Annotated in this window: 12 protein-coding genes; 10 read left to right on the forward strand and 2 right to left on the reverse strand. The window is 49.0% G+C overall.

All coding sequences use genetic code 11. The features are described from left to right. Nucleotides 1–5: 5 nt before the first annotated feature. The 9 genes from J3B89_RS08590 to purF all read left to right on the forward strand — a co-directional run bounded on the left by J3B89_RS08590 (nucleotide 6) and on the right by purF (nucleotide 10,918). Nucleotides 6–1,127, forward strand: coding sequence for a 4-phosphoerythronate dehydrogenase (locus J3B89_RS08590; protein ID WP_215397133.1), 1,122 nt, complete (start codon nucleotides 6–8; stop codon nucleotides 1,125–1,127). A gap of 14 nt (nucleotides 1,128–1,141) precedes the next feature. Continuing rightward, nucleotides 1,142–2,161: an aspartate-semialdehyde dehydrogenase gene (locus J3B89_RS08595; protein WP_215397134.1), complete on the forward strand. Its 1,020-nt coding sequence runs from the start codon at nucleotides 1,142–1,144 to the stop codon at nucleotides 2,159–2,161. Between the two features lie 254 nt (nucleotides 2,162–2,415). Then, nucleotides 2,416–5,043: a FimV/HubP family polar landmark protein gene (locus tag J3B89_RS08600; RefSeq protein WP_215397135.1), complete on the forward strand. Its 2,628-nt coding sequence runs from the start codon at nucleotides 2,416–2,418 to the stop codon at nucleotides 5,041–5,043. A 63-nt stretch (nucleotides 5,044–5,106) separates the two neighbouring features. Further along, a complete protein-coding gene (gene truA / locus J3B89_RS08605) occupies nucleotides 5,107–5,892 on the forward strand; it encodes a tRNA pseudouridine(38-40) synthase TruA (RefSeq protein WP_215397136.1) in 786 nt (261 codons plus the stop codon). A 162-nt stretch (nucleotides 5,893–6,054) separates the two neighbouring features. After that, nucleotides 6,055–6,930, forward strand: a complete 876-nt coding sequence (gene accD, locus J3B89_RS08610) for an acetyl-CoA carboxylase, carboxyltransferase subunit beta (protein ID WP_215397137.1) — start codon at nucleotides 6,055–6,057, stop codon at nucleotides 6,928–6,930. Between the two features lie 6 nt (nucleotides 6,931–6,936). Continuing rightward, complete coding sequence (folC, locus tag J3B89_RS08615; RefSeq protein ID WP_215397138.1) at nucleotides 6,937–8,229, forward strand: bifunctional tetrahydrofolate synthase/dihydrofolate synthase; 1,293 nt, start codon at nucleotides 6,937–6,939, stop codon at nucleotides 8,227–8,229. Then, the gene (locus tag J3B89_RS08620; RefSeq protein WP_215397139.1) at nucleotides 8,226–8,837 is read left to right on the forward strand and encodes an SPOR domain-containing protein; all 612 of its coding nucleotides are present in this window, start codon (nucleotides 8,226–8,228) and stop codon (nucleotides 8,835–8,837) included. The genes folC and J3B89_RS08620 overlap by 4 nt, the downstream gene beginning before the upstream one ends. 59 nt (nucleotides 8,838–8,896) lie before the next feature. Then, nucleotides 8,897–9,385 carry a CvpA family protein gene (locus J3B89_RS08625; RefSeq protein WP_215397140.1) on the forward strand — a complete coding sequence of 163 codons (489 nt, stop codon included), beginning with the start codon at nucleotides 8,897–8,899 and terminating at the stop codon, nucleotides 9,383–9,385. Between the two features lie 21 nt (nucleotides 9,386–9,406). Further along, complete coding sequence (purF, locus tag J3B89_RS08630) at nucleotides 9,407–10,918, forward strand: amidophosphoribosyltransferase (RefSeq protein ID WP_215397141.1); 1,512 nt, start codon at nucleotides 9,407–9,409, stop codon at nucleotides 10,916–10,918. Nucleotides 10,919–10,992: 74 nt separating this feature from the next. On the opposite strand, the gene J3B89_RS08635 is transcribed toward purF, so the two are convergent. Continuing rightward, a complete protein-coding gene (locus tag J3B89_RS08635; protein ID WP_215397142.1) occupies nucleotides 10,993–11,592 on the reverse strand; it encodes a Yip1 family protein in 600 nt (199 codons plus the stop codon). A gap of 196 nt (nucleotides 11,593–11,788) precedes the next feature. Between J3B89_RS08635 and miaE the strand changes: the two genes are divergently transcribed. Further along, nucleotides 11,789–12,559: a tRNA isopentenyl-2-thiomethyl-A-37 hydroxylase MiaE gene (miaE, locus tag J3B89_RS08640; RefSeq protein ID WP_215397143.1), complete on the forward strand. Its 771-nt coding sequence runs from the start codon at nucleotides 11,789–11,791 to the stop codon at nucleotides 12,557–12,559. Here miaE and J3B89_RS08645 read toward each other — a convergent pair. Continuing rightward, nucleotides 12,554–13,489: a GGDEF domain-containing protein gene (locus J3B89_RS08645; RefSeq protein ID WP_215397144.1), complete on the reverse strand. Its 936-nt coding sequence runs from the start codon at nucleotides 13,487–13,489 to the stop codon at nucleotides 12,554–12,556. The two genes, miaE and J3B89_RS08645, sit on opposite strands and share 6 nt — an antisense overlap. Nucleotides 13,490–13,534 lie beyond the last annotated feature (45 nt).

Raw genomic sequence — 13,534 nt, forward strand, 5'->3', positions numbered from 1 at the left:
ACCTTATGCGCATTTTTGCTGATGAGAACATGCCACTGGTGCAGCCGTTTTTTGCTCAGTTTGGTAATGTCAGCTTATTTAATGGCCGGACTGTAACGGCTGAACAACTGGCCGGGGCTGATATTCTGCTGGTGCGTTCAGTAACACAGGTAGATGCGGCTTTACTAAGCCAGTGCCCGCAACTGCGCTTTGTTGGTACCGCCACCATTGGTATGGATCATATTGACCAGACTTACCTGGCAAAGCGTAATATCAGTTTTTCCAGCGCGCCGGGCTGTAATGCACAATCTGTGGTTGAATATGTGCTTAGCAGCCTGTGGTATCTGGCCGATAAATATCAGTGGCAGTTAACTGAAAAAACTGTCGGTGTAGTTGGCGTGGGCAATATTGGTCAGCGGCTGGTAAATGCTTTACAGGCACTTAATATCAGCGTATTACAGTGCGATCCGCTGCGGGCACAACAAGAGGCTGATTTTGCCCATACTGATTTTGCAGATGTATGCCGGCAAGCCGATATTATCAGTTTTCATACCCCGCTTATCAGCAATGGCCCTTTTGCAACCCGGCATTTGCTGAATGGCGCAACATTGGCGCAGCTTAAACCCGACTGCGCAATTATTAACGCCTCACGTGGTGCCGTGATTGATAATCAGGCTTTACTTAGCAATCTGAGCCGGGCAACCCGCAGAAGAGCGGTGGTGCTTGATGTATGGGAGCAAGAGCCGGATATCCTTACGGCATTGTTACCTTATGTTGATATCGCCACAGCACATATTGCCGGTCATAGTGTTGAAGGCAAAGCCCGCGGTACCGAAATGCTATATCAGCGTTGCTGTGAATTGTTTGGTCAGCCGGTAAAACAGCAGTTAAGCCAGCTGCTGGCAGTGCCAGCAATGGAAAAATTGCAAATTAGTGCAGATTTTGGGCTTCCAGATGTCCAAAATTTGGCAAGACTGTTATATGATGTGCGCCGTGATGATGCAATACTGCGCCATTACCTGCAGCGTAACGGCTTTGACTGGCTTCGTAAGTCATATCCGCCGCGGCGTGAATTCAGCTCATTACAACTGTGTGGCAAAGTGATACCAGATTACCTGCCGCAATTAGGTTTTAGCCTCGCACAATAACTAGAGGAACTGTCATGGCTTCGCAATATAATGTTGCCGTTTTAGGAGCAACAGGGTTAGTAGGACAACATTTAATTGAAATTCTGGAACAGCGCGACTTCCCGGTTGCTGAACTGTTCCCATTAGCCAGCAGCCGCTCTGCTGGTGGTACCGTGACGTTCAAAGGCAAGAAGATTAAGGTTATTGATGCAGAAACCTTCGACTGGTCAAAAGCACAGATTGGTCTGTTTTCTGCCGGTGGCAGTGTCTCAGCCATTTATGCCCCCAAGGCAGCCGATGCCGGTTGTGTGGTGATCGACAATACCTCACATTACCGGTACGAGCCGGATATTCCGCTGGTGGTACCTGAAGTTAACGCCCATGCTATTGCTGATTACCGCAACCGCAATATTATTGCTAACCCCAATTGCTCTACTATTCAGATGTTGGTGGCATTAAAGCCCATCCATGATGCGGTGGGGATTAGCCGTATTAATGTCGCAACCTATCAGTCGGTAAGTGGTGCAGGCCAGGACGCTGTAGAAGCCTTAGCCCATGAAGCTGCCCAACTGATGAATGGCCGGCCAATTGAGAAAGAGGGGCAGTTTGCCCGCCAGATCGCCTTTAATGTAATCCCGCAAATTGATGTATTTATGGATAACGGCTACACCAAAGAAGAAATGAAAATGCACTGGGAAACGCAGAAGATCTTTGGTGACGACAGCATTGCTGTTAACGCCACTGCGGTACGGGTGCCGGTATTTTTCGGCCATGCCGAAGCGGTACATATTGAAACCCGGATGCCCATCAGCGTTGAGCAGGTAAAAGCTTTGCTGGCCGAAGCGCCGGGCGTGGTGCTACTGGAAAACAATGCCGATTTCCCCACTCAGGTATGCAGTGCTGCGGGTAAGGATGAGGTATTTGTTGGCCGCATCCGCCAGGATCTATCGCATGAAAATGGCATAAACCTGTGGGTTGTAGCAGATAACATCCGCAAAGGCGCCGCTACAAACAGTATTCAGATTGCAGAGCATCTGATCCGCGATTATCTCTAGTTGTATTAAGGCCCGGCGTAGAATGCCGGTATGGAAGGCCCCGTATGGGGCCTTGTTGTTTTTATACCCGGCTAACTTCACTACGTTTTTTTAACACTGGTCAGAATGGCTGCCTTGCTTTATATTTTCAGCATTTAGTTACCACATATAGTTGGAACAGTGTTTGCAGGTCGTTTGCAGTTAGCGCTAAAGATTACTGCAGCTGCTGCCGATTTCTTCTGTAAATGCGCCTGATTTTGGGGTAGGGGACATTAATGCCTTGGTTATTTGTTTTACTGATTACTGTGCTTGTCAATTTTTCGTCATCCTTGCAGGCACAGGAAAGTACCACCCAGATCCGTGGGCCGCGTGGTTCTGATGCGGTTACGCCTTCGCAAATCCGCGGGCCCCGCGCTACAGATGCCGTTGCACCGGCTGAACAAATTGGCCCGTTAAGCCCCGCTGATACCCTGTGGCGTGTAGCTGAGCGGGTTAAACCTGCTGGTAATATCAGCCTGTATCAGGTGATGTATGCGTTATACCTGAAAAACCCCGATGCCTTTCTTGAGGATAATCTTAATCACTTAAAACCCGGCGCTATACTGGTGCTGCCATCCTTGCAGGAAATCCAGCAGGTTGATGTTACGGTTGCCAGACAAAAAGCTGAGCAGGATGACAAAATCTGGGCACAGCGGCAAAAAGCTGCCGCGCCTAAGCCAGTTGCTACAGCAAGCAACGGCAATGTTGCTGCCGGCACGACTCCACCACAATGGCAGGCTGAGTTAAAACGGCTGGACGAACAGCAACGCCAACAGCTTGACGGTTTACGCAGCCAGTTTGCCGACTCAATGCAACTGGTTGAAACCATGGCGCAGGAAAATTTGCAGCTAAAAACCAGTTTAACCAAGTTGCAGCAAGAGCTGGAATTGCTGAAAGTACAGCTGGGTGAGGACAGTGAAATTCAGCAGCAAATTGAGCTGTTAGTACAACAACAGGCCCAGTTGCTGCAAGCTAAAGCGGATGAAGAAGCCGCAGCAAAACAGGCCGCAGAGCAAAGCTCTGACTGGGGCAGCCTGCTACAAAACCCGTTAAGCTGGATCCTTGCTGCCTGTATACCGGCATTACTGGTACTGTTCAGCGTATTGTTGTGGGTAAAAAAACGTGGCCAGAAAACAGAAGAAGTGATTAATGCTGCCCGTACAGAACCCCAGACAGATCCTACCTATCATTCACCGCTGCCGCCGCTGGAAGAAAATGATGAGCTGGATGAAAGCCTGTTCGAAATTGATGATGCATTACTCGAAGATGCCTTCGTTGATGACACTATCTTAGCGGACAGCAGTGCTGACAGCGATCTGCTGCAGTTTGACGATGCACTGACTTTTGAAGATGACAGTTTATTGCCTACAGCAGACAGCAAACCAGCAGAGCAGCCAGCAAAACAGGATACGGCGTTTGATACTGATAATATTTTATCTGACAGTGACTTATCTGCCCTTTTTGCTGCAGCCGATGATGATGACAGTATTGTAGAACTGGCCGATAACGACGATAGTCAGGACGATATATTAAACGAGGCTGATACCCGGCCAGAGGCAAGCACTGACACGCTGGCGGATGAGGAAACCTTTGACGAATTTGATATAGATGATCTGATTGAAGAAGTTGCACTGGACGAAGACGATGATGAACTGGCTGAACTGACCGGCCAGGAGCAGGATATGCTGGCTGCGTTGGCCCAGCCGGCTGCTACGCCTGTTGCACCTGAAGCTGATACTGAAGTTATTGCTGAAACTGAGCCGGATATTACCCTGGACGACGCTTTGCTGGCAGAGCCAGAGCAAAACTTTGACAGTTCAGAGTTGGAAGAATTTGCCGAGAGCCTGGTAGCTGAAAGCGAAGCTGCGCAGCCTGACGTTATACCTGAGTATGAACTGACAGAAGATGAAGCGCTGCTAAATGCAGAGTTAAGTGAACTGTTGGATCAGGTAGATACACTTGATGATGTGGCAACTGACGATGAAGCTATTCATACCGTTACGCCGCAGGACATCGGACTGGAAACGTTGCCAGCAGAGCCGGACAGCGAACCTGCAGACGAGCCTGACACTACACCTGTTGAGGCTGCACCAGTTGATACTGCCGCAATTGATACCAGCCCGGATGAGACGGATGATGTGTTGATTGATGACGCAGAGGTTTTAAAGGCCGAAAATACAACGCTGCAGAACCTTGACCTGACGGCACTGGATGACAGTTCAGTCAGCCGGCCGACTGAAGCGGCATTGTCGGTAGAAAACCCCAGCAAGATACTTGAGCAATACCCGGAGCTGGAACTGGCTGATGATGCTTTGTCAGATGAGTTTGATCCGGCGTTTGAATTGTCTGATACCAGTGAAGCCTTGGCTGACGACGCGGTTGAAATTGAGCTGGATCCATTGCCGGAAGCACAGTTTGATACGCTGATGACCGAACTGGAAGCAATGGCTGATAATCTTGAACTGACAGACGCAACTGCAGATGATGAGGTTGATTTCAACTTCACAGATGCCACTGACACAATAGCAGCACCTGTAGCTGAAGATTTTGATTTTGCCGATGACGATTTTGTAGAAATTGACAAGTTGCTGGCCAGTGCCGAACAGCAGGAACTGGATCCGGAGCGGTTTAACAAATTAAATGTTGATGTAGGGCTGGATGAGTTTGCTGATATTATTGGCGAACACGAACAACGTGATGTTGACAGAGAAGATAACGGCTATGCTGCCAAACTCGACTTAGTGCGGGCCTATATCGAAATTGACGATAAAGAAAGCGCCACAATGTTGCTGGATGACATTCTTAGCTCTGATGCCCCGCAAAATGTGAAAACCGAAGCTGCGAAACTAAAGCAAACCGAATAAGTGCCAACACTGCATATTAATGGCGGTTGCGGTATAATCGCCGCCGTTTAACAGGGGGATGGCATGCGCATTGCGTTAGGTATTGAGTACGATGGGTCCGGGTTTTATGGCTGGCAGCGTCAGCGCGAAGTAAACAGCGTACAGCAGGAACTGGAAATTGCACTGTCTAAAGTGGCAAACCAGCCGGTAGAATTGTTTTGTGCCGGCCGCACAGATGCGGGTGTTCATGCTACCGGGCAGGTCGTGCATTTTGATACCACTGCTGTGCGTGATGAGAAAGCCTGGGTAATGGGCACTAATGCTCAGCTGCCCGATGCAATCGCAGTGCGTTGGGCCAAAGCCGTGCCTGACGATTTTCACGCCCGTTTTAGCGCCACCGCCCGCCGTTACCGCTATATTATTTACAATCATAAGTTCCGCCCGGCCATTTTACGCGCCGGGTTAAGCCATTATCATCAAAGCCTGGATACCGATTTAATGCAGCAGGCCGGCAGGTATTTACTCGGCGAGCAGGATTTCAGCTCATTCAGGGCTGTGCAATGTCAGTCGCATAGCCCGTTTCGTAATGTGCATCACTTACGTATCAGCAGACAGGGCGACTATATTATTCTGGATATTAAAGCCAATGCGTTTTTGCATCATATGGTGCGCAATATTACCGGTAGTTTGCTGGAAGTCGGCATGAAAAACCGCCCGCCACAGTGGATTGCTGAGCTTTTAGCGGCCAAAGATCGTAATCTGGCAGCTGCAACAGCCAAACCAGGCGGGCTTTATCTGGTAGAGGTAGATTATCCGGCGCACTTTGCTTTACCCAAAGCACTAACCGGCCCGTTGTTTTTACCAGATTAAAGGCCATGTGGCGGCCTTACAGCTTGTACTACTAAGACCAGTTTTTTATATTATGTAGCGTCTGTTTTGTGCTTTAATAGCGCCGGTTTACTGAATTTCGGCGTTTTTTAACGTATTTACGGCATGGCGGGTGCGCGGTGCCGTTACCTATAGGAAACATTTATGAGTTGGTTAGAAAAAATCCTGCCCAGAACATCCTCTTCTTCCGCGCGTCGAAATATCCCGGAAGGTGTCTGGACCAAATGCACATCCTGTGAAGCGGTGTTATATAAAGCAGATTTAGATCGTAATCTTGGGGTATGCCCCAAGTGTGATCATCATATGCGGGTGTCGGCCCGCTCACGCTTAACCAGCTTTTTCGATGCAAACAGCACTAAAGAGCTGGCGGCAGAGCTTGAACCGCAGGATTTGCTGAAGTTTAAAGACAGCAAGCGCTACAAAGACCGTATTACTGCCGCACAAAAAGACACTAACGAAAAAGATGCCATGGTGGTAATGCATGGCAGCTTAAAAGGTATGCCTATTGTTGCGGCATCATTTGAGTTTGAGTTTATGGGTGGCTCTATGGCGTCAGTCGTGGGGGCCAAATTTGTCGCTGGTGTTGAACACGCCTTAAAGCACAAAATACCTTTTGTTTGTTTTTCTGCCAGCGGTGGTGCCCGTATGCAGGAAGCGCTGTTTTCTTTGATGCAGATGGCAAAAACCAGCGCCGCACTGGCCAAAATGAGTGAAGCGGGCCTGCCATATATTTCAGTATTAACTGACCCGACTATGGGCGGTGTATCAGCCAGTCTTGCTATGCTCGGTGATGTAAATATTGGCGAGCCCAAAGCATTAATTGGTTTTGCCGGCCCACGGGTTATTGAGCAAACCGTGCGTGAAAAGCTGCCGGAAGGTTTCCAGCGCAGTGAATTCCTGCTGGAACATGGTGCTATTGATATGATTGTTGACCGGCGCAAAATGCGCGATACAATTGCGCGATTAGTCGCGAAGTTTATGCAGCTGCCTGCCCCGGTATCGGAGCACAACGCCGCTTAAGGTGTTATGTCAACTACAACAATACTAAACAGCCAATCGTGCCACAGCCTGGCCGATTGGCTTTGTTATATAGAGCAAAGCCATCCTGTGCACCAGATAGAACTGGGGCTGGAGCGGGTATACGCCGTAGCAGCCAGAGCGGGCTTGCAGCATCTGCCGGGTAAAAAAGTGCTTATCGCCGGTACTAACGGCAAAGGCACTACAGCTTGTTGTATTGAACAACTGCTGCTGGCACAGGGCAAAACAGTTGGCGTGTACAGCTCGCCGCATTTATTACAATTTAACGAGCGTTTACGCCTTAATGGCCAGGATGTAGCTGACGCAGATTGGGTGGCCGCTTTTGCTTTTGTTGAAGCGCTGCGCCAGGACATTGCCCTGACATATTTTGAATTTACTACGCTGGTAGCCTTTCGTTTGTTACAGCAACAGCAGCCAGATTATTGTCTGATTGAAGTCGGGTTAGGCGGGCGGCTGGATGCCACCAATATTATTTCGCCGGATATCAGTGTGATCACCACCATAGATTTGGACCACCAGGACTGGCTGGGCAATGATCGCGACAGCATTGGCCGTGAAAAAGCCGGGGTATTCAGAGCCACAGGTGTGGCCATTATTGGTGAGCTTAACCCGCCACCATCGGTATTGCACAAGGCAGCGGAGCTGGGATGCAAGACAGTACTGGTACAGCGGGATTATCATTACCAGAGCCAGTACGGGCAACAGGAGCAAAACTGGCAATGGCAAGGTGTAAGCCAGCAGTTTGATAAGCTGCCGATACCGGCGGTGCCGGTGCAAAACGCTGCTTGCAGTCTGGCGGTGCTGGAGCAACTTAATATGCTGCCTTCACCACAGCAGTTGAACAGTGCTTTGGCTGGTCTGACACTGGCAGGCAGGATGCAATGGCTACAACAACAGCCTGCTATTATTGTCGATGTAGCGCACAATCCGCAGTCGGCCCGCTACCTGGCGGAGCAGCTGCTGCTGCTTAAACCGCGTTTCAGGCGTATACTGGCATTCGTTGGTATGCTAAAAGATAAAGATATTCAGCAGACGTTGCTGCCCTTGACGCCATTGTTTGAACAATGGCATCTTGTCAGCCTCAAAGGGGTTAGGGGCGCAACTGCAGAGCAACTTAATCAGGTTTTGGCACCTCAGGGGGTGCTAACCCAACTGCATGAAGATACGCAAAGCGCTTATCAGCAGTTGCAGCAAAGGTTGCAAAGTGATGAGTTACTGGTTGTGTTTGGTTCGTTTATTACAGTGTCAGCAGTGCTGTCATGCCATCAGGAGGCAAAGTGACACCCGCATTTAAACATCGTTTACTCGGTACAGTGATCCTGGTACTGGCCGGTATTATTTTTCTGCCTGATTTACTCGATGGTGAAAAACAGGTTGTGAAAGACGATTTTAAAGTCATTCCAAATCGTCCTGAGTTTAAAGGTGTGCCACAGCAGCAGGCTTTTGATCAGCAAGCATTTGAACAGGCGCGCTCAGAGATAACGCCGCAGCCAGTGGATGAGCCTGCGCTGGATGCTGTAGAACAAACACCAAAAGACGACAATGGCTTACCATCGCAGCGTTATACCCAGGTAACGGCCCCGTCAGCAGACAGGCCGGTAACAACACGGCCGGTTAATGAGGCTCTGGCTCAGGCTGGCTGGGTAGTAAGGGTGGGGAGTTTCAGCAAAGTGCAAAATGCTAATGCATTGGTTGCTAAATTGCGCCAGGCGGGTTTTGTTACCTTTACCCGCGAGATAAGCAATGCGCAGGGTGTAAAGCTTACCAGTGTGCTGGTAGGCCCGGAGCTGAGAAAAGAGCGGTTGGAACAGCAACTGCCCAAACTGCAGGAAATAGCCGGCATTGAGCGGTTGTCAGTAATGAGTTATCAGCCAACAGAAAATAATTAGCCAAGCAGTCGCTGTGTTTGGTAGAATGCGCGCCGTCATCAAACAACCTTTGGTAGCAAATGGTCTGGGTTGATTTTGCCATTTTGGCAATCATAGCGTTATCTGCAGTTATCAGCTTGGTACGTGGCTTTGTTAAAGAAGCTATTTCACTGGCTGTCTGGATCCTGGCATTTTTTGTTGCCAGCCAATATTACCCCCATCTGGCTGGTTTATTTACCTCAATGCAGGACGAAACCCTGCGTAATGCCTGCGCCATAGCCATTTTATTTATCTGCAGCCTTATTGTTGGCGCTTTAGTTAATTTTCTTATTGGCAAACTGGTGCAGTCTACCGGTTTGTCAGGCACAGACAGAGTATTAGGCCTGGTCTTTGGTGCGCTGCGCGGAGTGCTGATTGTCAGCGCTATATTGTTTTTTATGGACGCTTTTACCCCGGTGGCAGGTGCCGCCTGGTGGCAGCAATCAACTCTGATCCCCGAATTCGGTTTTATTATCGAATGGTTCTTCGAATATTTGCAGAACCATTCCAGTTTTATGCAAAAGCCTTAACGCTGGCGAGGAAGAAAATCCATGTGTGGTATTGTTGGTATCGTTGGGAAATATCCGGTTAATCAGGCACTGTATGATGGTTTAACCGTGTTGCAGCATCGCGGGCAGGACGCTGCGGGTATTGTTACCGTTGACCACAACACGCTGCGTTTGCGCAAGGCAAACGGGCTGGTGAAAGATGTATTTGAAGCCCGCCATATGCAACGTCTGGCAGGCAATATTGGTATCGGCCATGTGCGTTATCCTACTGCAGGCTCTTCCAGCACGGCGGAAGCACAGCCGTTTTATGTTAACAGCCCTTTTGGTATTGCACTGGCGCACAATGGCAATCTGACCAACTCACATATTCTGAAAGAAGATATCTTTCGTGTGGCGCGCCGCCATGTAAACACCACATCAGACTCTGAAGTGTTGTTAAATGTGCTGGCACATGAACTGCACAACAGCGGTGTCATGGAGTTGCAGGCTGAGCATATTTTCCGCGCAGTTGCTAATGTCCACCGCAAGGTTAAAGGCGGCTATGCCGTTGTGGCGCTGATTATCGGCCACGGTTTACTGGCGTTTCGTGATCCTAACGGTATTCGTCCGTTAGTTATGGGTAAGCGCGAAACCGAGCTGGGTACCGAGTATATGGTGGCATCTGAAAGCGTTGCGTTGGATGCCGACGGCTTTACCGTACTGCGGGATGTTTCTCCGGGCGAAGCGGTGTATATCACCGAGCAGGGCGAGTTGCACAGCTTTCAGTGCGCCGAAAACCCAAGTTACACCCCGTGTATTTTCGAGTATGTGTATTTTGCCCGGCCAGACTCAACCATTGACAATATTTCGGTATATGCTTCCCGCGTAGCCATGGGCACGATGCTGGGGCAGAAGATCAAACGTGAATGGGCTAACCTGGATATTGATGTGGTGATCCCTATCCCTGAAACCAGCAATGATGCGGCATTGCAGATAGCCACTGTACTTGGCTTGCCATACCGCCAGGGTTATGTGAAAAACCGCTATATCGGCCGTACTTTTATTATGCCTGGTCAGGAAGCTCGGAAAAAATCAGTTAAACGTAAACTTAATGCCATAAAGCAGGAGTTTAAAGACAAAAACGTGCTGCTGGTTGATGACTCAATAGTGCGTGGTACTACTTCACAGCAAATTATTGATATGGCACGTGAAGCTGGTGCCAAGAAAGTCTATTTTGCCTCAGCGGCACCGGAAATCCGTTTTCCTAATGTGTATGGTATTGATATGCCATCTGCCAATGAGCTGATAGCGCATGGCCATGATGTGGAAAGTATCTGCAATATTATCGGTGCAGACGGCCTGATTTTTCAGTCACTGCCCGATCTGATAGAAGCGGTGCGGCTGGAAAACCCGGAAATTAAACGTTTTGAAACCTCGGTATTTGACGGTAACTACGTTACCAATGATATTGATCAGGAATACCTGAACCGGCTGGACCAGATGCGCAGCGATGGTGCTAAGGCAAAATCCGGCGCAGCGATGGCAACTAACCTGGAAACCTACAACGAAGGTTAAGCCACTGCCATAACATACGTTGATAATATAAAGGGAGCGTTAAGCTCCCTTTATATTGGCTGGCTCAGGATAGTTTAATGCGTAAATGCCGGGCCGAAGCCGGAACTCCATAATATTGCCGTGGCAGTAAGAATACACACCAGTAACACCAAACCACAGGTAACCACGGAACTGGCATAGATAAAACCACGCTCTTCCGGAATATGCATCAGTATCGGGACGCCAACGTACAGCAGATATACTGAATAAGCCAGGCCAATCAAACCAACTACCATTACTACCCAAAGCTCAGGATACAAGCCGGCGAAACCCACCATAAATAATGGCGTGGATGTATAAGCAGCCAGCTCCAGTGTTTGAGTGTAGGTAGGCTCGGCACCAAAGGTATGGGCCATCCAGTGTGCCAGCAAGGCCAGAGCAAATACTCCGCCAATCAGTGCAACGTACATAGCAACTGACAACATCAGTGCGCTGTCGGGAGTTAGCATAATACGATTACCCACGCCTATGCTCCAGCCCAGATGTACCGCTGAATAATAAGCGCAAACAGAGGGTATCAGGGCAACCAGCAAAATGTGGATCAGGCTATAACGAAAACTTTCATGTCTTGCATCTATAGTATGCCATTCTTCTTTCGGATGAGCATACAGTCCCCATAAGTGATTCAATATCATAATTATTATCCTTGTCACTACGTCTGTATTACCTGGCTATCTGCAATAGCCGTTACATCAGTTATGACCAATATAATGCACTTCGTCAAGCATTCTGGCTGAAATTTGAGCAGGCAGTTGCAGCAACTATCGGCGCTTGGTAGCCAGAGGGCTATCCGCTATAATGCGCGCCATCTTTGAGTAGTGAACTAACAACATGCTAAACGCCGAAATTACGCAGTTATTAAGCCCGGTTAAGCAGTTTCTGCAATGTGAAACCCCTGCACAATGGCTGGCAATAGCGGCTAAACCAGAAAGCTTGCCACTTTTGTTACAGGATCACCTGATTTGTGAGTTAAAAGCGGCGCAATCAGCTATGTACCTGATCCGCCGGTATGCCTGTGACGAGCAAAGCGGTGAGGCTTTGCTGCAATGGCTTAAACCGTTCGAGGATTTTACCTATCGCCAGCAAGGCGACTGGCAAGCTCTGGCCGGGCTTAGTCTGAAAAAGTCTATGTTACCTAAAGCGAACTCCGGTTATGCACAGGATCTGATTGACAAAATGGTATTGTTGATCAAAGAAGAGTTGCATCATTTTTATCAGGTGCTGGAGGTGATGGCTGACAATGGTATTGAATACGAAAAAATCACTTCCAGCCGGTATGCCCGAGGGCTGCTGCGCCATGTTCGTACCTACGAGCCGCAGGCGATGGTGGATAAGCTGATCTGTGGTGCTTTTATTGAAGCGCGCTCCTGCGAGCGTTTTGCTAAGTTAGCACCGCTTTTGCCAAAGCCGATTGCCGATTTCTATATTTCGTTGCTGCGTTCAGAAGCCAGGCATTACCAGGATTACCTGACACTGGCCACAGAGATAGCGGCGCAGGATATCAATGAGCGGATTGCATTTTTTGCGGCAATTGAAGCAGAGCTTATCAGCTCGCCGGATGCCGACTTCAAATTTCACAGTGGTGTGCCGGCGGGTTTATAAAATCACGCAGTACTCTGCTACCACCACTTTATTGCGCCCACTGTGTTTGGCCTGATACAGCGCAGCATCGGCATCAGCGTATAACTGTTCAAAGCTGGTTTTGTTGCGCGCCAGTGCGATACCTACCGACAAGGTAATGCGCAGCTCACGGCCGTCAATATATAGTGTTTCATCAGCGATTTGCTGGCGCAGCCGCTCTGCTACCTCAACCGCTGTGTCGCGATCTGTTTGTGCTAAAAAAATACCAAACTCCTCGCCACCAATACGGCCGAAAATATCGTATTCGCGTAAGGTGCTTTTGATTAATCGCGCTACCTGACGCAACACCTCGTCACCAGCCTGGTGGCCGTAGCTATCGTTGACGTTTTTAAAGTGGTCAATATCCAGCAGGAAAAATGCCATAGCGTTGTTCTGGCGGTGGCAGCGGGTGATTTCAGCTTGCACTGAGGCAACAAAACTACGCCGGTTAGCAATTTGTGTCAGCTCGTCAGTAAGCGCTAAGTCAGTTAATTTACGGGTATGTTCATTTAAATGCTGTTCAACAATTTTTTGCTTGGTAATGTCTTTGGTTTGGATCAGCATTTCGCCACCCGGCAAAGTTTGCTCAGAAAATAAAAACCAGCGGCCATCGACTAAATCTACCTCAAACAGGCGAAAATCGCGTGAACGGCGCAGCTGCTGTACCCGGCTTAGCCAACTGTCAATATTGTCGGTATCAATGCGCGGGCCTTTTTGAGTGTCAAAGGCCGCGCGCATAAGCGTCGCAAAACTCTGGCCAATCAATTCGGTTTCGGGGCGGAAAAACACTTCCAGAAACGCTTTATTGGCGCAAAGCAGAATATCGTCAGCAGAGAGAATGGCATAACCATCGCGGCTTACGTCAATAAATTCGGCTAACCGGCTGGCAAAGTGTTTAAATGAGTTTTCCATACTGAAAAAAACCTGACACAGAACAATGCTATAGTGATATAGCAT

Origin of the sequence: Rheinheimera oceanensis, assembly GCF_018831085.1 — a bacterium.
GTDB lineage: Bacteria > Pseudomonadota > Gammaproteobacteria > Enterobacterales > Alteromonadaceae > Alishewanella > Alishewanella oceanensis.